The organism is Halopiger goleimassiliensis (assembly GCF_000455345.1).
Taxonomy (GTDB): domain Archaea; phylum Halobacteriota; class Halobacteria; order Halobacteriales; family Natrialbaceae; genus Halopiger_A; species Halopiger_A goleimassiliensis.
The window spans coordinates 412083-437673 of record NZ_HG315690.1 but is presented as its reverse complement, the minus strand read 5'-3'; the positions used below and the strand labels follow the sequence as shown (position 1 = coordinate 437673).

General features: G+C 67.1%; 24 protein-coding genes. 5 read left to right on the top strand and 19 right to left on the bottom strand.

Going from position 1 to position 25591, the window contains the following annotated elements; translation table 11 throughout:
• Window positions 1-27: 27 nt before the first annotated feature.
• From TX79_RS02200 to lrpA1, 10 genes are all read right to left on the bottom strand, one after another.
• The gene (locus TX79_RS02200; protein WP_154660446.1) at window positions 28-1242 is read right to left on the bottom strand and encodes a hypothetical protein; all 1215 of its coding nucleotides are present in this window, start codon (window positions 1240-1242) and stop codon (window positions 28-30) included.
• Entirely contained in the window at window positions 1242-2366 is a 1125-nt protein-coding gene (locus TX79_RS02195) for a hypothetical protein (protein ID WP_049925476.1), read from the bottom strand. Before TX79_RS02195 ends, TX79_RS02200 begins: the two co-directional genes overlap by 1 nt.
• Before the next feature lie 11 nt (window positions 2367-2377).
• Window positions 2378-3664, bottom strand: a complete 1287-nt coding sequence (locus TX79_RS02190; protein WP_049925475.1) for a DUF7125 family protein — start codon at window positions 3662-3664, stop codon at window positions 2378-2380.
• Window positions 3665-3746: 82 nt separating this feature from the next.
• Window positions 3747-4673, bottom strand: a complete 927-nt coding sequence (locus TX79_RS02185; protein WP_081655463.1) for a transcription initiation factor IIB — start codon at window positions 4671-4673, stop codon at window positions 3747-3749.
• 220 nt (window positions 4674-4893) lie between these two features.
• On the bottom strand, window positions 4894-5805 hold the full coding sequence (locus TX79_RS02180; RefSeq protein ID WP_049925474.1) for a cobalt-precorrin-4/precorrin-4 C(11)-methyltransferase: 912 nt from the start codon (window positions 5803-5805) through the stop codon (window positions 4894-4896).
• The gene (locus tag TX79_RS02175; RefSeq protein WP_049925473.1) at window positions 5802-6629 is read right to left on the bottom strand and encodes a cobalt-factor II C(20)-methyltransferase; all 828 of its coding nucleotides are present in this window, start codon (window positions 6627-6629) and stop codon (window positions 5802-5804) included. The genes TX79_RS02180 and TX79_RS02175 overlap by 4 nt, the downstream gene beginning before the upstream one ends.
• On the bottom strand, window positions 6626-7249 hold the full coding sequence (cbiT, locus tag TX79_RS02170; RefSeq protein ID WP_049925472.1) for a precorrin-6Y C5,15-methyltransferase (decarboxylating) subunit CbiT: 624 nt from the start codon (window positions 7247-7249) through the stop codon (window positions 6626-6628). Before cbiT ends, TX79_RS02175 begins: the two co-directional genes overlap by 4 nt.
• Window positions 7250-7431: 182 nt before the next feature.
• Complete coding sequence (locus tag TX79_RS02165) at window positions 7432-8055, bottom strand: nitrous oxide reductase accessory protein NosL (protein WP_049925470.1); 624 nt, start codon at window positions 8053-8055, stop codon at window positions 7432-7434.
• 77 nt (window positions 8056-8132) lie between these two features.
• A complete protein-coding gene (locus TX79_RS02160; protein ID WP_049925469.1) occupies window positions 8133-8612 on the bottom strand; it encodes an SRPBCC family protein in 480 nt (159 codons plus the stop codon).
• Between the two features lie 108 nt (window positions 8613-8720).
• On the bottom strand, window positions 8721-9149 hold the full coding sequence (gene lrpA1, locus TX79_RS02155; RefSeq protein WP_049925467.1) for an HTH-type transcriptional regulator LrpA1: 429 nt from the start codon (window positions 9147-9149) through the stop codon (window positions 8721-8723).
• 159 nt (window positions 9150-9308) lie between these two features.
• Here lrpA1 and TX79_RS02150 point away from each other — a divergent pair, with 159 nt between their 5' ends.
• Both TX79_RS02150 and TX79_RS02145 read left to right on the top strand, forming a co-directional pair.
• On the top strand, window positions 9309-9626 hold the full coding sequence (locus tag TX79_RS02150) for a hypothetical protein (protein ID WP_049928235.1): 318 nt from the start codon (window positions 9309-9311) through the stop codon (window positions 9624-9626).
• 132 nt (window positions 9627-9758) lie between these two features.
• Window positions 9759-10898 carry a LolA family protein gene (locus TX79_RS02145; protein WP_081655462.1) on the top strand — a complete coding sequence of 380 codons (1140 nt, stop codon included), beginning with the start codon at window positions 9759-9761 and terminating at the stop codon, window positions 10896-10898.
• Between the two features lie 265 nt (window positions 10899-11163).
• Here the strand turns inward: TX79_RS02145 and TX79_RS02140 are convergent, their stop codons facing one another.
• From TX79_RS02140 to aroC, 4 genes are all read right to left on the bottom strand, one after another.
• Window positions 11164-12099 (bottom strand): thiamine pyrophosphate-dependent enzyme, encoded by a 936-nt coding sequence (locus tag TX79_RS02140; protein WP_049925466.1) that lies wholly within the window; start codon window positions 12097-12099, stop codon window positions 11164-11166.
• Between the two features lie 16 nt (window positions 12100-12115).
• Window positions 12116-14020, bottom strand: coding sequence for a 2-oxoacid:acceptor oxidoreductase subunit alpha (locus TX79_RS02135; protein WP_049925465.1), 1905 nt, complete (start codon window positions 14018-14020; stop codon window positions 12116-12118).
• A gap of 256 nt (window positions 14021-14276) precedes the next feature.
• Window positions 14277-15056, bottom strand: coding sequence for a PHP domain-containing protein (locus tag TX79_RS02130; RefSeq protein ID WP_049925463.1), 780 nt, complete (start codon window positions 15054-15056; stop codon window positions 14277-14279).
• A gap of 166 nt (window positions 15057-15222) precedes the next feature.
• Complete coding sequence (gene aroC / locus TX79_RS02125; protein ID WP_049925461.1) at window positions 15223-16377, bottom strand: chorismate synthase; 1155 nt, start codon at window positions 16375-16377, stop codon at window positions 15223-15225.
• Window positions 16378-16531: 154 nt separating this feature from the next.
• On the opposite strand from aroC, the gene TX79_RS02120 reads away from it, so the two are divergent.
• Window positions 16532-17266, top strand: a complete 735-nt coding sequence (locus TX79_RS02120) for a GNAT family N-acetyltransferase (protein ID WP_049925459.1) — start codon at window positions 16532-16534, stop codon at window positions 17264-17266.
• A gap of 63 nt (window positions 17267-17329) precedes the next feature.
• Here TX79_RS02120 and TX79_RS02115 read toward each other — a convergent pair whose 3' ends face one another.
• Both TX79_RS02115 and TX79_RS02110 read right to left on the bottom strand, forming a co-directional pair.
• The gene (locus TX79_RS02115; RefSeq protein ID WP_049925458.1) at window positions 17330-18601 is read right to left on the bottom strand and encodes a hypothetical protein; all 1272 of its coding nucleotides are present in this window, start codon (window positions 18599-18601) and stop codon (window positions 17330-17332) included.
• A gap of 71 nt (window positions 18602-18672) precedes the next feature.
• On the bottom strand, window positions 18673-19917 hold the full coding sequence (locus tag TX79_RS02110; RefSeq protein ID WP_049925457.1) for an alkaline phosphatase family protein: 1245 nt from the start codon (window positions 19915-19917) through the stop codon (window positions 18673-18675).
• A 102-nt stretch (window positions 19918-20019) separates the two neighbouring features.
• On the opposite strand from TX79_RS02110, the gene TX79_RS18920 reads away from it, so the two are divergent.
• On the top strand, window positions 20020-20211 hold the full coding sequence (locus TX79_RS18920) for a hypothetical protein (protein ID WP_081655461.1): 192 nt from the start codon (window positions 20020-20022) through the stop codon (window positions 20209-20211).
• Window positions 20212-20240: 29 nt separating this feature from the next.
• Here the strand turns inward: TX79_RS18920 and aroA are convergent, their stop codons facing one another.
• Complete coding sequence (aroA, locus tag TX79_RS02105) at window positions 20241-21539, bottom strand: 3-phosphoshikimate 1-carboxyvinyltransferase (RefSeq protein ID WP_049925456.1); 1299 nt, start codon at window positions 21537-21539, stop codon at window positions 20241-20243.
• A 115-nt stretch (window positions 21540-21654) separates the two neighbouring features.
• Window positions 21655-22713: a Leu/Phe/Val dehydrogenase gene (locus TX79_RS02100; RefSeq protein ID WP_049925455.1), complete on the bottom strand. Its 1059-nt coding sequence runs from the start codon at window positions 22711-22713 to the stop codon at window positions 21655-21657.
• Between the two features lie 129 nt (window positions 22714-22842).
• Here TX79_RS02100 and TX79_RS02095 point away from each other — a divergent pair, with 129 nt between their 5' ends.
• Entirely contained in the window at window positions 22843-23214 is a 372-nt protein-coding gene (locus tag TX79_RS02095) for a TlpA family protein disulfide reductase (RefSeq protein WP_049925452.1), read from the top strand.
• Between the two features lie 60 nt (window positions 23215-23274).
• Here the strand turns inward: TX79_RS02095 and TX79_RS02090 are convergent, their stop codons facing one another.
• Window positions 23275-25530: a thioredoxin domain-containing protein gene (locus tag TX79_RS02090; RefSeq protein WP_049925451.1), complete on the bottom strand. Its 2256-nt coding sequence runs from the start codon at window positions 25528-25530 to the stop codon at window positions 23275-23277.
• Window positions 25531-25591: the final 61 nt, after the last annotated feature.

The following is a 25591-nucleotide window of genomic DNA, read 5'->3' as shown; positions in this document are numbered from 1 at the left end:
TTCTCCCTCCTGCTCCGATTTAAATTTCTACACTGTCAGTTCCTCGGCGTCCGTCTCGTCCGCGTCCGCTTCGTCCGATTCGGTTTCGTCGGGTTTCGACGGGATTGTGCTCGCATCACCGGCCGTCGGATCGAAGTCCGTCAGCGCGTCCGGCGCGGCGAGCACCCAGAGGTCGTCGCCCGCACGGATCGTCTCCTTGTCGTCGGGCATCGCCAGCAACTCGTCGTCACGGTCGATGACGAGGACCCGGCCCGGGAGCCAGCCGGCGAACTCGCCGTCGAGCGGGCCGTCGGCCGCCACCGTCAGGGTCGTCACCGTCTCGTCGACTTCGCGGATCGTCGAGGCGAACTCGTAGGCGTCGGTCGGATCGTCCGGACGGGTGACCAGCCGATACCGCTCGTCGTCGGCGAGGTCGTCGGCGAGGTCGCGGTCGACGATGACGGTCGCAACGGAGCCGTCGACCGATCGGACCGTCCCGGTCGCGAGCAGTCGACTCCCTTCGCCGGTCGACCAGATCTCGATCGGATCACCGAGACTCGCGTCCGGCGCGGAGTCGGCCTGGATCGCTACGGCGACGGTTCGCGGCGGCAGCATCGGCCCCAGTCCCGAGGACTGGCGACCGACGAGGAGACGGTCGACGGATCCGTCTTCGGTCGTCCGAACCTCCGCGTAGCCGAGGTCGTACTCCCGCTCAAGGTGGCGTTCGATCCGGCCACGGCGGTCGTCCGCCGAGAGGTCGTGGGGGAGTCGGACGGTCGTTCCTTCGATGGCGCGTCGAACGGACGGCTCGACCGGTCGGTACCCCTCGGCCGTCTCGATCGTCTCGGGGAGGTCGACGTCGACGGCGAGGCGGGCCGATCGGACGGCTGCGGCCGCGTCACCCGAAGCGTCGATTCGCGAGAGATCGAGCAGCTGGCACGCGATCCGGTCGCCGAGCCGACCGCTCGCGGCGGCGACGACGCCGCCGAGCAGGAACGTCGCGAGCAGGTAGCCGGCGCTGAACTGGTGATCGAGCGGCGTCGTCGCGAAGAAGGCCCCTGCCGAGAGGACGGACGCGGTCAGGTAGACCGCGACGATCGACAGACCGACGAACGTCGGCATGCCGGACGGTGGTGCCCGGGTCGTCGTCCACCGATAGGCGGTCGCGGTGAGCAGACTCGTGATCGCGGCGAGAAGCCCGGCACCGACGACGCCGATCGACGCGTCCCGGACGAGTTCGAACAGCAGCGACAGTTCGACCATCAGTCGCTCACCTCCGATGGGGTTCCGGCGACGAACGCCTGTACGGCAGCGTCGAGCGCGTCGTCGGCGTCGAAGCGCCAGTCGGTTCCGTCGTGGACGCCGAGGATCGTTCCCGAATCGACGCTCCCGTCGCTCGGCTCGGCGGCGGTGACGGGATGGCCGGCTTCCTCGAGCAGGGCAGCCGCCTCGAACTCGTGGTTGTCACCGCTCGGGAGGACGGCGATGCGGTGTGTCGTCGATTCGAGGAGGTGGCCGGCCGCGGTCGTCTCGACGGCGACGGTGAGTTGGCCGTGCCCGCCGTCGAAGCCCGCGGCCGCATCCCGGTAGTCGTCGTCGAGGTCGAGGTCCATTTCGGACGACCGCGGTCGATTTCCGACGGCGAGGACGTCACCCTCGACGGTTCGGCCATCCGCGTCGATAGCGACGGTATCGCCCGCTTCGATACCAGTCGGCAGGAGGCCGGCGATCGTCACGGCCCTGGTGCCGTCGGACAGCGTCGTCGCGACGCCCTTTGCCGGCGGTGCTGCGGCGATCGTCGCCCGTCCGCGACCGTCGATCGACACCTCGACCATCGACAGTCCGTACTCCGACTCGAGGCGCTGTTCGAGCCGCCGTTCGAGTTCCGCGAGTTGCAGGTCCGCGGGGAACCGCCAGGCCCCGTCTTCGAGTGCGGATCGCAGCGCGGGGGACAGCGGTGGATAGCCATCGAACTCGCGGATGGCACCTGTCGGTCGGATCGTCACCTGCCCCATCGCGTCGACGCTGTCGATGGCATCTGCGGAGAGGGCGCGCCCCCGAACGATCGGGAACGTCCGGTCACGCGGCAGTTCGGCGGCGATCCGGTTGCCCTGATTCGTGGCGACGACGCCGAGGACGCCGGCGACGACGGCCCCCATCGCGAGCCGCGGCGTCTGTGAGAGGCCGGTACTCGGATCGAAGATACCGATCCAGTATCCGAGCGCGAGCGCGATCGGAACCGTGCCCACGCCGGCGAGGAGGGGGACCGATCGGTCCCGGCCGATTCCGACGCCGACCGCCGCCAGCCCGAAGAGCAACGCGGGGACGAACCCGAGCAGGAGGCCGTAGGAGATCCCGATCAGTGACTCGTACGGGAGATCGACCATCCGGGATCACCTCAGTCCGACTCGAGCGGGGACTCGATCGGTCCCGCGCCCGCGTGGTCGGCGAAGTCGATCTCGAACGTCTCGCTGAACTCGGCGTTCGGTCGGTACTTCGGAACCGACAGGTAGTGTTCGACGTCCGTCCCTGCCCCGGGTGCGACGCTCTCGAGTTTGAGCACTGCGTCGGCGGCCCGAAGCGTCGCCGCGCGGTTCTCCGGATCGCCCTCGAGACAGTGGAGGATAGCGAGACTGTCGGTCTCGGCGATGCGCTCCCGGAGTTCGTCGAGGAAGCGGACGTACGACGAACGATCCCGTCGCTCGAGTTCGTCGACGGGATCGACGATCAGGTTCGCGGCGTCGGGAAGCTTCTCGATCAACGACAGCGCGTCGTCGATGGCGTCGGGGCCGGACACCCGTCTGATCGTCGGCGTTCCGGTGCCCGTGGACGCGGCTTCGATCGACCGGCGGACGTTTTCCCGCGAGTGGGCCGTCGAGAGATAGAGCGTCCCGCGAACGCCGGTCGCCTGGAAGAGGAGGTGTTCGGCCTGGCTGGCCGGTTCCGCGACCAGCGCTACCACGGAGCCCGGTGGAAGACCGCCACCGATCCGGTAATCCAGTTCCGTCACGCCGGTGGGCAGTCGGTCGCCGGACAGCGTCGGCGGCGCGCGGTCGCTGGGGGACTGTTCCCGCAGCGTCGCGACGACGTCGTCGAAGGCGGCCATCACCTCGTCGTTCACCAGCGGCGAGGTTCGTTCGGGGACACACCCCAGCAACGGGACGTCCCACCGGCTCGCCCGCTGGGGGATCTCCGAGCACTTGTTCAACACGGCACCGTAGACCGGGACGCCGAGTCGCCGAGCCATTTCGATCGTCGTCTCGGCCGCCTCGAGGCTGCGGTCCGTCTCCGAGGCCACGACGACGACGCCGTCGGCCTGGCTCATCGGATCGACGACGTCGGGACCGGCACCGGAGGGACAGTCGATCAGGGCCTGGTAACCGTCCTCGTCGACGTGCTCTGCCAGCACGTCGAACTCGAAGGCCTCCGAGGACTTCGGGGCGGGAACGATCCCGACCGACGGTTCCCTGGGGTGTTCCTGGGCGATCTCTTCGAGCGAGTGACCCGACTCGAGGTCGGCGACCGTCGGCCCCCGATCGAGGTCGGTCTTGACGTGCAGGTTCGGCAGTTGTCTGTCCGCGTCGACGGCGATCGCCGCCGTCTCCGCCCGGGCGAACGCCTCGGCGAGTCCCAACGTCACCGTGGTCTTCCCACAGCCACCTTTCGATCCAGCGATGGCGATCATGCCACGATTAGTCTCCTCTTCCTTTTTGAACTTAGACAGTACCTGGCAGAACAGTAGAAGATCGACGGCTCGTGGCGCGGGGTCAGCGCAACTCCTTCAGTTCCTTGATTCGGGAGCGGATCGTCATCCGCGAGACGTCCGCCACCTCCGCGGCGGTCGTCTGGCTGACGTCGACGCCGAGATCGTAGGCGGCCATGTACAGACACGCGGCTGCGACGCCGCTCGGGTTCTTGCCGCCCAGCTTGTCCGACTCGATGAACGACGTCGCGTACTCCCGGGCGCGTGCCTCGACGTCGCACTCGAGGTCCAGTTCCGTCGCGTACCGAGGCAGGTACTCGAGCGGCGAGATCGGACCGATGGGGAGCCCCAGATCCCGGTTGAGGGCGTCGTAGGCGACGATCAGTTCGTCACGGTCGGCGTGGGACGCGTCGACGATCTCTTCGATGGTGCGAGCGATCGACTGGACCCGACAGACAGCGTACACCGACCCGGCAGCGAACCCCTCGATCGACCGGCCACAGAGGAGGTCCTCGGACTGGGCCGACTCGAACAGCGAACACGACTGGTCTTTCACCGAGGCGGGAAGCGACAGCGCCGAGACGATCCCCCGAATCTCCGTGAAGCCGTAGGCCCGGTTCCGGTCGGTCTTCGAGGAGAACCGCGCCCGGTTGTGGAGCCGGCGCATCCGGACGAGTTGTCGCGTTCGAGGACCATCCCCGTCGCTGTCCGGTCCGTACCCGATGCGGGTCGACAGTCCCCGGTCGTGGCGAGACGGATCCATCGGTGCGCCCGTTCGACGCACGTTTTCGTCCGGATCCGGACATCGCCACTCCGGCCCGTGATCGATGTTGTCGACCGAGACGACGAGTCCGCAGTCGGGACAGACCGTCTCCCCCTCCTCCGTTCGCAGGGTCGTCCCACACTCGTCACAGGTACGCTCGACGCCGTTCGTGTTTTCCCCATCCGATACCGTCCGCACGTCACGTTCGGTTCTCTTCGCACCACCCATTTAACGTACACCCGCTCTGGTTAATCCTAACTCCTCCCTTACTCATATATTTCTGTCTATCCATAATCATAACTGGAATAAGGAGTTTTATCACGATGGAACACGTCGGCAACCCTTCGTATCTGTCGGATGCGACGACCCGCTCCGACTGTCTCCGCGCGGTTCTAATCGTCGAAGCAGGTTCAGGCGGGTTCGTATCGGGGATCAGATGCGACCGCGATCATTCGTCGGCGTCGTCGCTTCGATTCGCCCACTCACCGTAGAGATACGAGCGCTCGTAGCCTGCACCGGTGACGGCCTCTCCGACGACGACCAGCGCCGACGCCCGATAGCCGGCGTCCTCGACCGCGTCCGCGATGGTTCCGATCGTCCCGACGATGACGTCCTCGTCCGGCCAGGAGGCGTGATAGACGACCGCGACGGGCGTCTCGGGATCGTGACCGTCCTCGAGCAGGCGCTCCATCGTGTCGCGGACGGCGTGGGTTCCCAGATAGATACAGGTGGTCACGTCGCCCATCCCGACGAACTCGGAGATGTGGTCCTCGTCCGCGCTCAGGGTCTTGCCCTGGGGTCGGGTGAACGCGACGTGGTTCGCCACCTCGTTGAGCGTCAACTGCGTTCGGAGCGTCGCGCTCGCGGCGAACGCGGACGTGACGCCCGGAACGATGTAGGTCGGGACGCCCTCGCGTTCGAGGGCGTCCATCTGCTCGAGTGCGGCACCGTAGATGGCCGGATCGCCGCTGTGTAGGCGGACCACCTCGCGGTCCTCCTCGTAGGCGTCCCGCATCAGCGGGATCAGTTCCTCGAGGTCCTTGCCGACCGAGTTGACGAGCTCTGCGCCGTCGCAGTAGGCCTCGAGGAGTTCGCTGTTGACCAGCGACCCCGCGTGGACCACGAGGTCTGCGTCGGCGAGTAACTCCCTGCCGGCGACGGTCAACAGGCGTGGGTCGCCCGGCCCGGCACCGACGAACGGGATCCCCGCCTGCTCGTCGCCGGCGCTGTAGTCGGCGATCCGATCGTCGAGGTCCTCCCGGCGCGCGGCCGACTGCGCGTCGATCGCCGCGGCCGGATCAGGCTTACCGTCACCTGCCTCGGTATCGTTGGCATCGACGCCAGAGTCGCCGCCGGTCATCGATGCCCCCCGCAGTCGCCGTGGACGCAACCCTCGGCCCGCTCGAGGGTGACTTCCTCGCCGCCGTCGGCGATCGGTTCGGAGCCGGTCGACTCGTCGGACTCGCCCGCGGACCGGTCGCTCTCCGGGGCCTCCCCGTCCGACTCGAAGGCGGCCGTCGCGGGTTCGACCGCGAGGTCGCCCTTCTCCGCGTACGCCAGCGTGTAGTAGTCGCGGTCCTCGAGTTCGGTGGGATCGTCGGTGACGATCGTCTCGCCCTGCTCCATGAACAGCCGGCGGCCGTAGGTCACCTCGTAGCCGGCCTCGGCGAGCCCCTCGTGGGTGGCGGGGGCGTCCGTGACCTTGAACAGGATCATCCGGTCCGGGCCGGTCGGACTCCGCCCGTCGGCGGCTTCCCGGAGCGAGAGACCAGCGCCGGCCTCGATCTCGACCCCCAGCGCGGTCGCGAACGCCGTGACGGCGCTGACGCCGGGTACGATTTCGACCTCGACCTCGGGGTGGAAGGCCTCGAGCGTCCGCCGGAGGTGGCCGAACGTCGAGTAGACGTTCGGATCGCCCAGCGTGACGAAGGCGACGTCACCCTCGGCGGCGTTCGGGGCGACCGTCGCCGCGGCTTCCTTCCAGGCCGCTCGCAGTTGCTCCTCGTCCCTGGTCATCGGAAAGTCGAGGTCGCCGATCGCCGACTCGTCGACGTGCTCGAGCGCGACCGACCGCGAGAGCCGTCCCGGCGAGTAGACCACGTCCGCGGTCTCGAGGACGCGTTTCCCGCGGACGGTCACGAGATCGGCCTCGCCCGGTCCCAGTCCGACGCCGTAGAGGGTCATCCGTCCGCACCTCCCGTCCGCGTGCCGCCGTCGGCCGCGACCGTCGACGAGTCGCCCTCGGCGTCCGAGGGGGGCGTCGCGCTCCCGACCAGCATGTAGACGGGATTCTGCGCGTCGAAACTCGTCGCGCCCGCGAGTTCGTAACCGTGGCTCACCTGGAACTGGACGACCTCCTCGAGCAGGTCGCGCTCGCGAAACGCCGCAGTCGCCTCGCCAGCGACCTCGAGACGGGAGACGTTCATGACGATCCGATCGACCGCAGTCTCTTTGGCGTGATCGAGAACGCCCTCGAAGTTGCGGCTCCCGCCCAGGAAGAGGGCGTCGGCGTCGTCGGGCAGTCCCGTGGGTGCCTCGGCGTGTCGCAGGTCGACGTCCGCCCGGATCGACTCCTCGTTGGCCGCGAGGTTTCGTTCGGTCGTCTCGAGGCGGTCGGCCTTCCGCTCGAGGGCGGTCACGCGTCCGGCCCGCTGGGCGGCGTCGATGGTGACCGCCCCGGTACAGGAGCCGACCTCCACGAAGTGATCCTCGGGACCCAGTGCGAGTTTCGAGAGGGTGACGGCCCGGACCTCCGGCTTCGTCGGCCCGGCCTTCGCGTCGTGTGGCAGCGCGATCGGTGGCATCAGCCGGGGGAACAGCGGCCGCCCCTAAAACAATTGTGGTTGTGGTAGATCAATCTGGGTTGTCTTACTGGCGGCCCGGAACGATAGCGATAGCTGGCCGGCTACTCGCGGATCAACTCGTCACGCTCGCTGAAAACAGTTCGAACGCAGGCCGTAGGTGAGAGACGGTCGAGGGCGGAGAACTACTCGTCGGGCATTCGGCCGCCGCGATAGATGGCCGCCGTGTCGTACGTCACGTCCGCGAGTTCGAGGATGTCGTCTTCGGTCAACTCCTCCGGTTCCCACTCCTCGAGGTAGGAAACGGCGTCCTCGCGGTCGGCGAACGGACGGGGGTTGAATCCCATCGGTTCGTCGGGATCGGCCCCCGACTCGTCCGTGACGATCACGTAGTGGGCCTCGGTGCCGTCGACGAGGTCGCCAGTGTTGTAATCGGTCACCCAGGCACCGATGATCGGCGACTCGACCGGGTGGACCGCAAAGTACGCGAACAGACAGCCAGGGGTATCGAACGTCGCGCCGCGCCCGTCTTCGTGAGCGAGCTGGCACCGCCAGTCGGAGTAGCGGGCCGGACCCATGTTACAGAGCGGGCAGTTGTGCTCGTCCGTAAACTCGATCGGGTCGTCACCGGGGTGATCGACCAGTGCAGCTGTATTGAACGGGCCGTCGTCGTCGGTCGATTCCTGTTCGGGATCGCCGTTCCCGTTACCGTCGCCGCCGAGACAGCCCGCGACGCCGACGGCCGCGCCGGCACCGACCGTCGCCAGCAGCCGTCGGCGGTCCATCCGTCCGTCCTCGAGCGTGGTCATACCACGAACTACCGATCCGATACCCAAAACGACCGTGGTTCACGGGTCGAACGTCGGCCGCGATGGCCGCGAGACCCTCACTCGAGCGCGGCCTTCGTGCGCCGATGTCGGTCCCGGAACGTCGCCTCGAAGCCGACGGTCGACAGCGGCGTCGCGAACCGGCCGAGAGACCCGTACGGGAGGTCGTAGACGACGTGATCTCGAACGATCGTCCGGTCGCCGTCCGCGAAAAACGCGTGGGTGTGTTCCCAGCGATCGAACGGGCCGTCGACCAGTTCGTCCCGAAAATACGCGCGTCCGCCGGCCCGTTCGCGTTCGGTGATCGCGGAGCGGACGTACTGGCGTGGCCCGATGCCGAACGGGCGGACGGAGAGGGACAGCTCCGACCCCGCCTCGAGCACCGCCGGATCGCGCTCGCCGTCCGGGCCGACGGCAGCCTCGACGAGCAGGTTCATCCAGTCGGGCGTCAGTCGCTCCAGTCCCGCCGGACTCGAGTGAAACGCCCACACCTCTTCGAGGGGTGCGTCGACCGTCGTTCGTCGATCGTAGCTCGCCACGGAACCCGCTAGTCGCACCGCCGTGAAAATCCCGCGGCATGGCCTGTCCGTGTCAGCGACGCGAAACGAAAGGGCGTCCGCACCCGAACAGGCGACGGATCCGGCCGGTTACTTCAGCCGTTCCTGGAGGAACGACGGATGGGCAGCCGTCACGCCCTCGATGTCGAGCAACTCCTCGGAGATGATCTCGCCCAGGGCGTCGCCGTCCTCGGCGCGGAACTCGGCCATCAGCATGTGGTCGCCGCTGGAGCTGTACAGCGCCTCGACCTGGTCGAGATCCTTGATCGCCTGGGTCGCCTCGACGTACCGTTCGCTCGAGACGTCGATCCCGACGAGCGCGATGGTCTGGCTCGAGAGCTTCTTGGGATCGACGTCGGCCGAGTAGCCGACGATGACGCCTTCGTCCTCGAGTTTCCGGATGTACTTGCGGACCGTCGGCTTCGAGACGTCCGCGCGTTCGGCGATCTCTGCGTACGAGGCCTGTGCGTCCTCTTCGAGGACCTCGAGGATCCGATCCTCCGTCGCCTGTGTGCTCATGGTCGTCCCTTTTGCTCCGGCGGGAAAATATCTTTTGTATACGAAAACGTCGGATCGCGTGACGGAAGGTGACCACTCGAGGCCGGGTACGACCCCACGACGGGGCCGTTTCCGGTGGCGATCGTCGGACTTATCCTGGCAGCCGGCCGAATGCCGTCGATGGTCGATGTCAACGTCCTCGTCGGGGGCTTCTGGATCCTGCTCGGGTTCGTGGTGCTGGTTCCGGCCTACCTGATCGCCGCCCGTGGCCGGGCCGACCTGCACGTTCACTACGACGAGGACGTCGATCCCGCGTACGTCTCGAGGCGAGCGGGAGCGACGGCGCTGTTGATGGGTTTTGCCATGGTCGGCTACGGAGCACACCAGACGTTCTACGGTTACTCCTTCGGGGCACTGGCCGCACTGCTGACCCTCTTGCTCGTTCTGAGCACCCTGACGAGACGCTTCGCTCAGGGATGGGGATACAGGTCGGATTGAGGGCCGCGGGACGACGTTCCCGATCCGACGGAGCGGCTACGGCTCGAGGCCGTATCCGGGGTGAACCCGACGACCGATCGCGGACCCGAACGTTCCGATGAAATAATGTATCTCGGCTTGCGTGTATCGCGTATGCCCTCCTCGCTTCGTCGCCCCCTCGCCGTCGTTCTCGTCCTCGGAACCCTCACCATGCTCGCGGGCTGTGGGTTGGTCCCGAGTGCGGATCTTTCAGCCGACGACCTCGAAGAGCGACTCGAGAACGAAACGCCGCCCGCGGAACTCGAGGCGACGGTCGAGATCACCGAGACGGTCGACGGCGAGACGGTCGAACGAGCCGAGACGGTCATGCTTCGGGACGACGGGGCCCAGCGCGTCGAATCGGCCGCGGACGGCCAGCCCTTGGTCGTCAGCGACGGCGAGACCAGGTGGCAGGTAGATCCCGTGACGAACGAATCCACGACCGTCGACCTCGACCCCGAGGCCCCCTCGCTGCTCGAGAGCATCTACCGGCAGGGGGAACGCTACTTCGAGGCGTACGCGGTCGCGACCCTCCAGGAGACGACCTTCGAGACCCGTGAGGTCTACCGGATCGCGTTCGAACCGCCCGCCAACGAGACGGTCGAACGGTCGATCGACGTCCTCGTGGGCGAGACGGAGTTCGTGATTCCGCTCGAGACGACCGAGCGTGAGGACCTCGAACGCTCCGCCGACCGGGTCGAACTCTGGCTCGATCAGGAGACGCTGTTTCCGCTTCGCCACACCATCGAAGGAGATGGACTCACGCTCGAGACGACCTACACAGACGTGCGGTTCGATCCCGGCTTCGAAGACGACCTGTTCGAGCCACCGAGCGACCAGGACGACGGCGGGGGATTCGTCCAGCCAGTGATCGAGCAGTACCCCACGGTCGCCGACGCAGCCGAAGCAGTGCCGTTCGTGATCGCCGAACCCGATCCGGCGACGATACCGGACGGCCTCGTTCGCGACGGCGTGACGGTCTACGAGTTCCCCGACGAGGACCGGGCGCAGGCCTCGGTGTTCTACCGCAACGCCACGACGACGGTTTCGGTCACGACGAGCGACGCTCCCAGGGCCGTCGCCGTCGACGGGGAGGACGTCGAGATCGGTGGCGTCACCGGATCGATCGCCCGAACGGACGCCGGGACGGAGCTACAGTGGCTCTGTGGCGACCTGTACTACTCGGTGTTCGTCGAGGACCCCGTCGATCGTGAGACGGCGATCGACGTCGCCGAAGGCATCGACTGTGGGTAGTACGGTCCGCTGTACCGAGTGATCGGACCGAAACACGCCGACCGGACCGTGGGTGCTCCGGAGATGACGTACAGGGGAACCGTGGGCGCACCGGCGACGGACGTACGGTAGTCCGTTTGCCACGAGTGGTGGCGCTCGAGTCGGTTCGCAGCGGCCGCTTCGATCCTGCTGCTCGCTCGATATCGAACGCTCTCGTCGGCCGCCGGACCAGCGGCTGTCGGTGTGTGACCGGTAAAAGGGCGCTGTAGCGACCAGCCCGTAGTCGCTACGTGTGTCGCTCGAGGAGGTCGTAGCTGCGCTCCCACTCGGCGTCCTCGTCGAAGTAGCGCTCGGCGAGGGGCTGCTCCGGCAGTTCGCCGACCGCGCGTTTCTCTTCGGTGTACGACGGTCGGTCCTCGTCGACGTAGTACCGACCGGTCAGCACTTCGCCCTCGTAGAGGGCGTTCTCGGTTTCGCGCATCATCTCGGCGGCCTCCGCTCGATCGGTGTGATCGAACTCGTAGTCGTCGGACTCCTGGACGTCGATGTAGGGGACGTACTGTCGGGCGTCCTTGTTCCAGGTCGGACACTGGGTCAGGAAGTCGACGTGGGCGAAGCCGTCGTGTTCGATGGCCTCCTTGATGATCTCCTTGGCCTGGTTGGGGTTGACCGCGGCGGTACGGGCGACGTAGCTCGCGCCGGCGGTCAGCGACTGCGACAGCGGTCGGATCGGCGTCTTCGCGCTCCCCGAGGGCTGGGTCTTGGACTTGTGGCCCTTCGGGCTCGTCGGCGAGGTCTGGCCCTTCGTCAGGCCGAAGATCTCGTTGTTGAAGACGATGTAGGTGATGTCGTGGTTCTCGCGGGCCGTGTGGATGAAGTGGTTACCGCCGATCCCGTAGCCGTCGCCGTCCCCACCCGCGGCGATGACCTCGAGTTCGGGATTGGCGAGTTTGGCGGCCCGTGCGACCGGCAGCGGGCGGCCGTGGATCGTGTGGAAGCCGTACGTGTCCAGATAGCTGTTCAGCTTGCCCGAACAGCCGATCCCGGTGACCGTCAGGACCTCCTCGGGGGTCTTCCCGACCTCGGGGAGGGCCTGTTTCAGCGACTTCAGCACGCCGAAGTCGCCACAGCCCGGACACCAGGTCGGCTGCGGTTCGACGCCGGGCGTGAACTCGTCCCGGTCGATCTCCCGTTCCTCTCCGATGGCGTTGAATGCACTCATGGTTGTCTCGTGGTGATCAGTCGCCCGCAGCGGGCTCGATTCGTACCTGTGCGGTCGGTTCGCGGTCCTCGTCTGCGAGGTTCACCTCGTAGCCCTCGACGATCTCGGCGGGCTCGAAGGGGTTGCCGTTGAACTTCAGCAGGCTGGTCATCTTCTCGCCGAACCGGCCCAGTTCCTTCTGGATCAGCCCGCGGAACTGCGCGGTGGCGTTCATCTCGACGACCATCGCCTCGTCGACGCTCTCCAAGAACTCGGTGACCTCCTGCTCCGGGAACGGCATCATGTCGGAGACGCTGATCCCCTTGACGCTGTGGCCAGCGTCGTTCAGGCGCTCGATCGCTTCCGCGACGGCACCCTGGGAGGAGCCCCAGGTGACGATGCCGTACTCGGCGTCCTCTGGACCGAAGTACGTCTGGGTGGAGTCGCGCTCCTCGTCGAGTTCCTCGCGGATGGACTCGAGTTTCTCGATCCGGCGCTCCATCTGGTAGACGCGGTTGTCGGGGTCCTCGCTGATGTGACCGACCGGGTTGTGCTCGTTCCCAGTCGCGAGGTAGCGACCGCCCTTCTGGCCGGGGATCGATCGCGGGGCGACGCCGTTCTCGGCGTCCTCGTAGTTGAACCGCTTGAACTTCCCGGAGTTGTCGTGAGCCGCCTCCCGGAGTTCCTCCTCGGTCAGCGTCGAGCCGAGGTCCGGCGCGGGCTCGCGGTCGAAGAAGTCGACGTCGACGTTGGTGTTCTCGCCGGAGAGCTTCTGGTCGTAGATGAGGATCGTCGGGATCTGGTAGTCCCAGGCGATCTCGAAGGCCAGTCGGGTCTGCTCGTAGGCCTCCCTGACGTTCCCCGGCGCGAAGACGACCCGCTGGGAGTCGCCCTGACTCGTGTAGAGGACGTGCTCGAGGTCGCCCTGTTCGGGCTTGGTGGGCATCCCGGTCGAGGGACCGGCGCGCATCGCCTCGATGAGCACGATCGGCGTCTCGGTCATCTCCGCCAGCCCGAGCGGTTCGCTCATCAGCGCGAAGCCGCCGCCGGAGGAGCCGGACATGGCCTTGACGCCGGCGTGGCTCGCGCCGACCGCCAGCGCGGCCGCGGCGATCTCGTCCTCGACCTGCTCGGAGACGCCGCCCATGTCGGGGAAGTTCTGGCTGAGGATGGTGAACACGTCCGTCCACGGCGTCATCGGGTAGCCGGCGATGAACCGACAGCCCGCGTCGATCGCGCCGTAGGCGATCGCGTTCGACCCCGACAGCAGCGCCTGCTCGGTCTCGTGGGACCCCTCGGGGGCGCGCAGGTCGTGTTCGACCTCGATCTCGTCGCCGACCATCTCGTAGGCCTCGTGAAGGATCTCGAGGTTCGCCTCGAGGACGTCGCCGCCCATGGCGTCCTCCATCAGGTCCTCGATGTGCTCGAGGTCCATCTCGAGCAGGCCGGCGGTGACCCCGACGCCGGCGGTGTTGCGCATGACCTCGCGGCCGTGTTCCTTGGCGAGGCCGCGGAGGTCGACGGGATAGACGTGCCAGCCGTTCTCCTCGGCGCGCTCGTGCAGGTCGATGGCCTCGACGTCGTCCTCGTCGATCAGCCCCTCGTCGTAGACGATGACGCCGCCCTCCCGCAGGTCGTCGAGGTTCTCGGAGAGCGGTTTGATCTCCTCGTTGCCGTAGTAGGCCTCCTCCTGCGGGTTCCGGGCGAACGAGTCCCCGAGCGCCAGCAGGAAGTTGTAGCCGTCCCCTCGTGACTGTACGTCGTGGTCTGCGGCCCGGATCTCGACGTACGTGTGACCGCCGCGGATCCGCGACGGGTAGTGCCGATGGGTGAACACGTCGAGCCCCGAACGCATCAGCGCTTTCGCGAAGTTCTGGCTCGTCGAGTCGATTCCGTCTCCGGAACCGCCTGCGATTCGCCAGATGAGTTCGTCGTCGCTCATAGTAAATCAGTGGCCGGTGGCCAACCGTACCGGGAATTTGCTCTACGTGACCTAAAGCCTTTGCTATACATTACCAAGGATCTTTCGTGAAGGATGGACGTTCGTTCACGTTTCTACATGAAGGATCTCTATTATCCTCGCAGTTTCGTTCATGATTGTCCATATCTGGTACCCCCGACAGCAGCCGCCGGGACAGGACGTCGGCCGTCTCTCCCCGAGGAACGGTCAGGTGACCAGCATTCTCGAGGGGTCCGACTCATCCCTCGAGCGCCGGCGGGCGCACCGGATCGAGGTCGCGGCGGTCGAGGAACTCCTCGAGAAAGTCGACGCGATTCCCGATCTCGAACGACCGGTGCGAGTCCGTTCCGATCGTGACCGACACGTCGTGGTCGCGAAGGATCTCGAGGAACTCGGGATCTGGATGGACGACCTCCTCGTCGGTCAGCGCCCGCCCGGCGTTGATTTCGGGGATCGTTCGCGAGTTCTCGAACGCCCGTGCCACGCGGCGGTACTGGTCCGTCGTCGCCCGTCCACGGAGGGGTGTCGTGCGCTCGATCAAGTCGACGTGAGCGGCGACGTCGAACAACTCCGACTCGATCAGGGAGACGAGTCGATCGAAATACGTCGCGACGACCTCGTCCCGTTCGCCTTCGGAGAGATCGACGTAGTTCGAGGAGACCTGGACGTTCTGTCCGTCCACTTCGTGGACGCTCCCGATCGCGTAATCGAAGTCGGCCGTCTCGAGGAACGTTCGAATCTCGTCCACGTCCCGCGGATCGTAGTCCATCTCTACGGCGTCGTAAATCTCGAGGTCCACGGCGTCGCGAAGTCGTTCGATCGCCGCGCGCCGCCGTTCGTAGGTGATGTCGAGGTTGAATCCGTAGACCTCTCGCATGTGCGCCATCCGCTCGCGGGAAGCCGCGTTACAGTGGTCGGAGACGCCGACGCCCTCGAGACCGGCGCTCTCGGCCGCCCGGACCATCTTCCGGAGGAAGTCCCCGTCCGAGTAGGTAGAGTGGACGTGGAAATCGTACATATACGGTCCACCACGGACGACGGGTTATGGCTTCTGCCGGGATGCTGTGGGTGCAACGAATCGCGGGTACCGACCTGCGGATAGGCGTCGGAGGTAGACCCGCCTTGCGCAGTAATTCCGTTCGCGGGAACGGAATAGACGGCGGTCGAGTGTCGTCGTCAGCAGGTCACTCGTTGTTCGGGTTGCTCGGGTGGTAGTCGGTGTCGTACTCGCCGGGCTGGTCGTCGACGCGGTCGGGGTTGATCCGGCCCGACAGCAGCATGAAGTCCACGAGCGTCAGCGCGAGCATCGCCTCGACGACCGGCACCCCGCGGGGCGGCAGCACGGGATCGTGGCGGCCGATGACCTGCGCGTCGTCGACGACTTCGCCGGTCTCCCAGTCGACGGTCTGCTGTTCTTTCGGGATCGACGTGGGCGCGTGCAGCGTCACCTCGCCGTAGATGGGTTCGCCGCTCGAGATGCCGCCCTGGATGCCGCCGTGGTCGTTCTCGACGGGTTTCGGATCGCCGTCGGGGCCGAACTCCCAGTCGTCGTTGCGCTCGGAACCGGACCACTCGCGGGCTTCGCGGCCGAGGCCGAACTCGAAGGCCGTCGCGGCGGGAACGGCCATCATCGCCTGGCCCAGGCGCGCGGACAGCGAGTCGAACCGGGGTGCGCCCAGCCCCGGCGGAACGCCCTGCGCCTCGAAGTAGATGCTGCCGCCGATGGAGTCGCCCTCCTCCTGATACTCGGCGATCAGGTCCTGCATCTTCTCGGCGGTCTCGGGGTGGGCACAGCGGACGTCGTTTTCCTCGCTGTGCTCCTTGATCTGCTCGAAACTCACGTCGGGGGCCTCGATATCGCCGATCTGGTTGACGTGGGCCTTGAGTTCGATGCCCTCGAGCGCGAGCAGTTTCTTCGCGATGGCACCGGCAGCGACCCAGTTGACGGTCTCGCGGGCCGAGGACCGCCCGCCGCCGCCCCAGTTGCGCGTGCCGAATTTAGCCGAATAGGTGAAGTCGCCGTGGCTCGGCCGCGGCGCGGTGATGAAGGGCTCGTACTTGCCCGAGCGGGCGTCCTTGTTCTGGATCACCATCCCGATCGGCGTGCCCGTCGTGTAACCGTCCTGGATGCCCGACTTGATGGAGACGGCGTCGGGTTCGCCCCGGCTGGTGGTGATCATCGACTGGCCCGGTTTGCGCCGGTCCAGATCCTCCTGGATGTCCTCCTCGGAGAGCTCGAGGCCGGCGGGACAGCCCGAGACCGTACAGCCCATCGCCTCCCCGTGGCTCTCGCCGAACGTGGTCACCTGAAAGAGGCGACCGAAACGGTTGCCGTTCATTACGCCTCCCTCCGGGGCGGGGCCACTTATCGGTGCAGGATTCGGCGGATATCGACGTCGTCCCCTCTCCCTCGAGTGATCGGCTCACGGGGGGGAGGGTGTCGCGTGCTATCTAGCAGCAAAGACTATGGCAGTACCCCCGGTTCCTAGGCGTATGCGCGCTCCGGAGCGACCGACGTTCGACGACGAGGCGAGCAAGGAGATCTACCAGTACGTCGAACGCCACGGGACGGCCGCACGTCATCGCGTTCGCGACGCCGCGTCGGTGCCGCCCGAACAGTTCCAGGAGAGCCTCGAGAAGCTGAAGACGAACGGCTACCTCGAGGAGGACGGCGGCACGATCCGGGTCCCCCTCGACGTCGGCTCGATCGAGGAGTACGAGACCGACGGGTTCGCGTACACTATCCGACCCGCCCGTCACGCGGATTTCGAGGGCGTCGTCGACGCGATCAGGGACGTCACCGAGTCCGCGACCTACGTCGTCGCCGAGACGGTCGCCGAACAGTTGCTCTACGACGACGCCGTCTCGCGACACACGACGGTCGAATCGCGGGTCTTCTTCGTCGCGACGGTCGACGGCGAGGTGATCGGCTGGACCCACCTCGACCTGCCACACGTCGAAAAGCTCCGGGATACCGCCCAGCTCACCGTCGGCGTGCGATCCGACTCCCGGAAGCGGGGCGTCGGGAGCAACCTGCTCGAACGCGGGCTGGACTGGGCCGAGGCCAACGGCTACCGGAAGGTGTACAACAGCGTCCCCGCCACCAACGACGTCGCCCTCGAGTTCCTCGAGCGTCACGGCTGGCACACCGAGGGAATCCGCAAGGATCACTACACGGTCGACGACGAGGAGTTCGTCGACGAGGTGTTGATGGCCTACGAGTTTTGAGAGGTGTGCCGGTTCGGACCCCGGAAGGAGCGATCGGGTCGGAACTGGCTCGACAGCCCGTCCTCACTCGAGCGGGTAGGAGCCGACGATCGTCCGATCGTTTCGGTCGCCAGGATCGTGGACGATGACGACCGAGTCGTCCCCGGCCCGCTCGCTCGTATCGACCGTGATGGCGTCGCCGTCGGCGACGGTCTCGTACTCGTCTGTGAACTGTCGGGCCGTCTCGTCGATCTCGAGTCCGCCACCGAGACCGACCGCGAGGGCCGACGCCGGAACGGCGTCACCGCCGCGGTGGGTGATCCGGACGGACTCGTGCTCGCGATCGAACGTCCAAGTGATCTGTGGCGGTGCCGGAACCGGGTCGCCGACTCGGTCGCGTACACGCTCGTGGGACTGTCGCAAGTCGATTCGGAGCCACTGCCCGTCCACGTCGACGGCGACCGCTGCGGCGTCGATCGCTTCGTTCTCGTTCTCGAGGCGTGCTTTGACGCGGCGCTCCGTCAGGTCGACGTCGCGCTCGTAGCAGAGCAGGTTTCGATGGTAGACGTCCGCATCGTCGAACGCATAGCTCCAGGCGCTGCCGCGAGTGGGCCCTAGCTCGCCGCCGAGCAGTCCGCCCGCCTTCGCGTCGTCGGCGTCGGTTCCAGCGCTGAACGCGACCGCCGGGTGGAGCCCGATCCGGTCGGTCAGGGCCGCGAACGTCTCGTCCGTCGCGGTCAGGCGACGTTCCGCGTCGTTTCTCGCGTCGATGACGGCCTCGAGCGCTGGACGGGCCTCGGGTGCGGATCCGAAGAGGATGGCTCCGTCCCGGACGGCGACGCTTCGTTCGGGAGCCGACCGCTCGTACACGTCGAAGTCACGGTAGCTGTCGGCGTGTTCGTACGGGCCGGCGGAAATCGTCTCGGTCACGTCGGCCGCGTCGAACGAGCCGAGGGCGACGATCACCGGATCGTAGCTGAAGACCGTTTCGTAGCGGTCGAATCCCACGCCGAAGTAGTCCATCCTCGCTCGCGTCAGCGCCTCGGGGATCCCGCCCATGGGTCGAACGCCGACCTCGTCGGCACCCGCCTCGCCGGGCCGGAAGACGATCGGATCCATCGTGCTCCGCTCGCCGACCGCCTCGGACGGTGCGGGGACCCACCGTCGGTACGTCGGCGACTTGGCCTCCGGCGCGTCGACCTCGCCGTAACGGACCTGCTGGCCGAGCGCTGGGACGGACGAGAGACAGCCAGCCGTCGAGAGAAGCGAGCCGACTGCGAGGGACGCACCAGCCGCCCGCAGTATCGTCCGACGCCCCGATTTCCGTGGTCGATCGCTCGATTGGTTCGGTCGCATTCGTGTTACCGGACGCACGAGGGGCCAATATAATGATACTCGGACTGTTCGAGCGGACAAGCCGTCGAAGCCTATTTATACTGGCCGACGTCGTGCAGGCGAGCCACAGCGAACGGTACCAGCATCTCCGCCGGGGAGAGCCCGCCGTGCATGCCCACGAGGTCGAGTTCTTCGGGTTCGTGTTCGCCGCCGTACCAGACACCCAGGTCTCGAGGAACGACGACCAGATCGCCGATTCGGCGCTCGAGGGTCGCCGACGGCGACCGATCGCCGAACAGGTCCATCTCGAGGAGCCTCTCGCGCCGGTAGACGCGGGCCTCGAGTCGACTCGTCAGCGTTTCACGCACGTTCTCGACCGTTCCCTCCTGCAGGTGCAGGTGGACGTTCCGCGGACTCCCGGCGTAGCGGATCGGTTCGCCCGCCGGATCGCGCGCGAGCGATTCCTCGAGGACCTCGATCTCGGTCAGATCGACGTTTCGCTCCGGATCGGTGTCGAGATGACCGTGATCGGCCGTCACGACCAGGAGCGTCTCGGCTGCGGTCTCGGCGTCGACACCGTCGAACGCCCGCTCGAGTTGCGCCGACACCTCCTCGAGCGTCTCGCGGTAGGGCCCGGACGCCGTTCCGTGTTCGTGAGCCGCGGCGTCGAGATGGGGCACGTACGCGAAGACGTACGACGGCGAGCCGTCTTCCGTGGCGGTCAGCGCTCCCTCGAGCGTCGGACCGAGTGCTTCGATCGGTTCGTACTCGTGGATCGTCGCGTATTGCTGGTGCTGGGGAAAGCCCGTGACGTAGTGAACGTCGACCGCCGAATCGAGCTGGGCGACCCACGGATCGGCATCGGCGACGGACTCCGGCTCGAGTCCGGGTTGCCTGCCGTCTTTGGTGACGAACGGCAGCGCTTCGAACGATTCGCCGACGGTCGGTTCGTAGACGTTCCAGCCGATCACGCCGTGTTCGGCCGGCAACGTCCCGGTGTGATACGACGTCATCGCGGCCGCCGTTTCCGAGGGGTAGACCGACGTCAACGGCGTGACGGTGCCGCGCTCGGTGAGTCGCTCGAGCAGGGGGACGTCGCGCTCGCTTCGCCAGCGATTCAGCCCGAGACCGTCGATCAGCACGACCAGAACGGTCTCGACGTCGGTCTCGAGGCCCGCGAACGCTTCGTCGGGAAGGGTGCGGCCGGTCTCCGTTCCCAGCATCGACGCGACCGTGTGTGGGACGTTGGCGAAGCAAAACGAGTCGTAGGCAGGACGGAGATAGCCGTCCTCCTCGTACTCGTCTCGGAGCCGTTCCTCGACGCCCGACTGGAACATGGGGGCGCTTCGCCGCCGACGGTCCTAAAGGGTCGGCAGGAGTGGTACCACGGCACTCGGGAACGGGGAAACACATATGGATCTTTTCAGACAACTTGATATATGGAATCACCGTCAGATAGACGGCTTCTCGCGATGTGCGTTCTCTCGGCCGGAGTCGGAGTGGCTGCGTACCTCGGGGCAGAACAGTATTTCGACCCGAGCAACGGGGGCGTTCTCGCCTTGCTCGTGGCCATCGTGGCGTTTGCCGTCCTGATGTTCGCCGACGGCTACGTCACCTCGAGGGGGGCGTAGAGTCGCAGAATCGCTTCGCCCGCCACCCGTTACTCGCGACGTTCGATATCGGCCCCGAGTCCCTCGAGTACGTCGAAGAACCCGGGGAAGGAGACGTCGACGTGGTCGGCCCCTCGTACCGTCGTCTCGCCCTCGGCGACGAGGCCAGCGAGGGCGAGCGCCATGATAATCCGGTGGTCGGCCCGCCCGTCGACGGTCGCGCCCTCGAGGGTCGACTCGCCGCCGTGTATCGTGAGCGAATCCTGCTTTTCGGTCGTCTCGACGCCCATCTTCCCGAGTTCTTCGGCCATCGCGCTCACGCGGTCGGTCTCCTTGTAGCGGACGTGCTCGGCGTTCGTAATGTGGGTGTCGCCGTCGGCCACGGCCCCCAGCGTCGCGATCGTCGGCAGCAGGTCCGGCGTGTCCGCGACGGAGACCTCGATCCCCTCGAGCGACCCGGTCGCAACGTCGATCGTACCCGCATCCCGATCCCAGTCGACGGCTGCGCCCATGCGGTCGACGATATCGACGATGGCGGTGTCTCCCTGCGCGCTCGGGTTTGCACCCTCGATGCGGATACCCCCCTCGCTCGCGATCGCACCCGCGGCCAGCGGGTAGGAGATCGAGGAGAAGTCACCCGGAACGGCGTACTCGCCGCCCTCGGGGGCGTACGTCTGTCCGCCGTCGACGGCGAATCCGTCCGCCGTGTGTCGCGCGTCGACGCCGAACGCCTCCAGCACCTCGAGCGTGATGTCGACGTACGGCGCGGACTTCAGCTCGGTCTCGAGGACGACGTCGATCCCCGCGTCTGTCACTGCACCGGCCATCAGCAGCGCCGTGATGTACTGCGAGGAGACGTCGCCGGGGATCGACACCTCGCCGCCATCGATGGGTCCCGTGACGACAAGCGGTGCCCGTCCGTTCCCGCGGGTGCTGTACGCGTCCCCGCCGAGGTCCGTGATGGCCTCGAGCAACGGCCCCTGTGGCCGCGAGCGAAGCGACTCGTCGCCGGTGAGTACCGACGTCCCCTCGGCGAGGGCCGCGGCTGCGGTCACGAGTCGCATCGTCGTCCCGCTGTTCTCGCAGTCGATGACGTCGGCCGGAACCTCCGGTCGGCCGTCGAATCCCTCGACCTCGAGCACGCCGCCGGCGGTTCGCTCGACGGCACCACCGAAGAGATCGACGGCCCGTGCGGTCGCGCGCGTGTCGGCGCTCCAGAGGGCGTCCCGGACCGTCGCCCGCCTCGCGTACCCCGACGCGAGGATCGCCCGGTGAGTGTAGCTCTTCGACGGCGGTGCCTGGACCGTCCCCTCGACGCTCGAGGGGGCGATGGTGACGCGCTCGCTCATGGTCTGGACCTCGCGCGGCCGGCCTATACCGATACCGGTCCCGAACCACGTCCGCCGGCTCGTCGGGGCTAGCGAACGACGGACGGGAACGCTGCGTCGAGGTACAGCAGTCGGGTCAGGCCGGCGGCACCGGCGTTTCGCGACCCGCTCGTTCGAGTCGTTCCTCGGCGTAGTTCTCGGCGGCCTCGAGCACCGTCGTCCCCTCGTCGTCGGCCCGCTCGATCAACTCGAGGGTTCGATCCTCGATCGCCGACGTCTTCTCCAGCGCCGACTCCCGCGTGCCGCTGCGGTACTCCTCGGCGACCGTGATCAGGCCGCCGGCGTTGATCACGTAGTCCGGCGCGTAGAGGATCTCGCGTTCCCGGAGCGCCTCGGCGTGGCGTCGCGCCGCGAGGACGTTGTTCGCCGCGCCGGCGACGATATCGCACTCGAGGCGATCGACCGTGTCGTCGTTGACTACCCCGCCGACCGCACAGGGCGCGAAGACGTCACACGGGTGGTCGTAGACCGCGTCCGGTGCGACGATATCGACGTCGTGATCGGCCGCGAACGCCTCGAGCGCGTCCTCGCTCAGATCGGTGATCGTCACCGAGGCACCGTGCTCGAGGAGTTTCACCGCCAGTTCCCGGCCTACCTTGCCGAGTCCCTGGACGACCACCTCGCGGTCGGCCACCGAGTCGGTGCCGTAGACGGCCTCGATACAGGCTCGGATCCCACAGAAGACGCCGTGGGCCGTGATCGGCGACGGATCGCCGAGTCCGTCGCTGGTGCCGACGACGTGGTCGGTCCGACGGGCGACCACGTCCATGTCTGCGACGGTCGAGTTGACGTCGACCGAGGTGACGTACCGACCGCCGAGACAGTCGACGGCCCGACCGTAGGCCTCGAGCAGGTCCTCGCTCTTGCCCGTCTTCGGTTCCTCGAGCAGGACGACGGCCTTGCCGCCGCCGAGCGAGAGGTCCGCCGCGGCGGCCTTGTAGGTCATCGCCCGCGAGAGCCGCAGAACGTCCTCGAGCGCGGCGGACTCGGTCTCGTAGTCGAGTACTCGAGTACCGCCGAGTCCGGGGCCGAGGCTCGTGTCGTGAATCGCGACGATCGCCTGCAGCCCCGTGTCCGGGTCGTTGAAGTACGATACCTGCTCGTGGCCGGAATCCGCGATGGAACCGAACACCATGCTATTAATTGTTGGGTTTAGCGTGATATTTGCTTCGCCGGCGGGTCCCGCGAGGACGCATCTCCGAGATCACCGTCGGACGCTGCGGGAAACGCGGCCGTTAAGCCGTCGGGGACGCAATCGGGTGGTATGAGTCTCGAGACCATGCAACCGAATCCCGCGTGGGACGCCGCCTCCTACGAGGACGCCGTGGACACTCTCGAAGCGCACAACGACGAACTGGTGTTCAAGGTCTGGGGCGGGGACTGGTGTAAGGACTGTCGCAAACTGCTGCCCGACTTCGGGGCGGCCCTGGACGCGGCCGGCGTTCCCGAGGATCGCATCGAGGAGATCGCGGTCGATCAGGACAAACAGGGCCCCGGCGTCGACGAGTACGGCATCGAGTACATCCCGACCGTCGTGGTCGAGACCGACGACGGCGAGGAGGTCGTCCGCTTCGTCGAGGAGGAGGACGTCCCCCCGGCGATCTGGCTCGCACAGCGACTCGAGAACGAACTGTAGCTCCCCGAAACGGTCGTCCGATCGAGTTCTCTCGTTCTCGTACGCACGACTGGAGACCCGTTAGAACGGGCTTTCGGACGATTCGTCTCCGGTAAACGTGCCAGTATCCGGTTGGTGGCCCTCGAGCCACTCGAGCGCGTCATTGACGTCGTGGGTCGGCGGCGAGCACGTTCGCCCGCGACAGACGTACAGCGTCGGTTTACCGTCCCGAGCGTCGCGGCCGGCCCAGATCGGCGGGGCCTCCGCCAGATCGAGATCGTCGAGCCACGTCTCGAGGCCCGCTTCGGTGGACGGACGGGGCGCGAACTGCCGGTCCGGGAAGTACCGGGAGGCGAAGGCATCGCGCCACTCGGCGGGGAGTTCGTCGGCGGCGACGGTCACCTCGAGCGGCCCCGATTCGAGGCGATCCGCGGCGAGACAGAGCGTCGCGTGCTCGAGGGGGTTCGACTCGAGGCGGTTCGCGTGGGTCTCGAGGACGGCTTCGGCGAGCGTCGCGAAGTCTTCGTCGACGGCTTCGCCGTCTTCACGAGGGATCTTCGATCCCTCGCCAGCGAAACTATCGAGCGCGAGCAACGTTTCGACGGCTACGCCGGTCGCGGAGGGGGTCGACTGGTCGGACAGTTCCTGGGGACGGGTCACGAGCGACTCGCCGCTCTCGGGCGTGAAGTACAGCGTCTCCCGCTCTTCGTCCCAGAACTCGGCCTCGATACTCCGTGCGAGGGCGAGCGCGAACCCGAGGTGGTCGTGGTTCCCGGTCGCCTCGTAGCAGGCCAGCGCACCGCGCGCGAGGAACGCGTAATCCTCGAGGTAGCCGTCGACCTTGACGTCGCCGTCCTTGTATCGTCGAGAGAGTCGGTTCCCTTCGTCGTCCCAGAGCCGGTCTCGGACGAACTCGAGGGCGTCGACGGCCATCGCTTCGGGATCGACGGTCGTCCCAGTCGGACCGACGGCCGTTGTGTGGCGCTCGTCGAGGACCAGCGCGGCCTCGGCACAGGTCGCGATCATGAGTCCGTTCCAGCCCGCCAGCACCTTCTCGTCGCGGTCGGGTCGGGGTCGCTCCCCCCTGGCCTCGAAGACCGCCCGGCGGGCCGACTCGAGGCGGTCGCGGACCTCGTCCTCCGCGAGGTCGAACTCGTCGGCCAGCGACGCGATCGATCGAACGCGGTTGGGCTGGTTCGTTCCCTCGAAGTTGCCGGACTCGGTGATATCGAACCGTTCGCAGAAGAGGTCGGCCGTCGTTTCGTCCGCGAGGACCTCGCGGACCTCGTCGGGGGTCCAGACGTAGAACGCGCCCTCCTCGCGCTCGCCGGTCGCCGGGTCTTCGCTCTGGGCGTCGAGCGTGGCGAAGAAGCCGCCTTCCTCGTGGGCGAGTTCTCGGTCCACGAACGCCAGCGTCTCCGCGACGACCTCGGCGTACCGCTCCTCGCCCGTGAGTTGATAGCCCGTCAGGAACGCACGCGGGATCTCGGCGTTGTCGTACAGCATCTTCTCGAAGTGGGGGACCGTCCAGTCGCGGTCGACGCAGTAGCGGTGAAACCCCCCGCCGACGTGGTCGTAGAGGCCGCCAGCGGCCATCGCGTCCAGCGTCTCCTCGAGCACCGTCCCGTACTCCTCGTCCCCGGTCCGATCGGAGCTGCGAGCGAGCACCCGCAGTCGCGCGGGTTGGGGAAACTTCGGGCCGCTCGAGCCGAAGCCGCCGTACTCCCGGTCGGCGCTTCGGACCGCCGCGTCGGCGGCCGACTCGAGCACCTCGCTCGAGGGCGGTTCGGCTCCCCGGACCGCGTCGGGCGTCTCCTCGAGTTGATCTCTCGCGGCGGCGGTCCACTGCTCCGCTCGCTGTTCCATCTCCTCGCGGTCCTCGCCGTTCCAGGAGTCGCTGATCCGCTCGCAGAGGTCGAGGAAACCGGGCTGTCCTCGCTTGGCTTCCTTCGGAAAGTAGGTCCCGACGAAGAAGGGTTTGCCCTCGGGCGTGAGCCACGCCGAGAGCGGCCAGCCGCCCCGGCCGGTGACGAGTTGGGCGACCGTCATGTAGATCGAGTCGACGTCGGGGCGCTCCTCGCGGTCGACCTTGATCGGGACGAAGTTTTCGTTCAGCACCTCGGCGACCGCCTCGTCCGCGAAGCTCTCCTCTTCCATGACGTGACACCAGTGACACGCCGAGTAGCCGATCGAGAGAAAGATGGGTACGTCGTGTTCGCGGGCCGCCTCGAGGGCCTGCCCGTCCCAGGGCTGCCAGTTGACGGGGTTGTCCGCGTGCTGGCGCAGGTAGGGGCTCTCCTCCTCGTCGAGTCGGTTGCGCTGGGTCGGCTGGCTCATGTCACTGGGTAGGGCCAGCGCTCGTAAAAGCCCGGCGTACGACCCCTCGAGCGTTCGAACC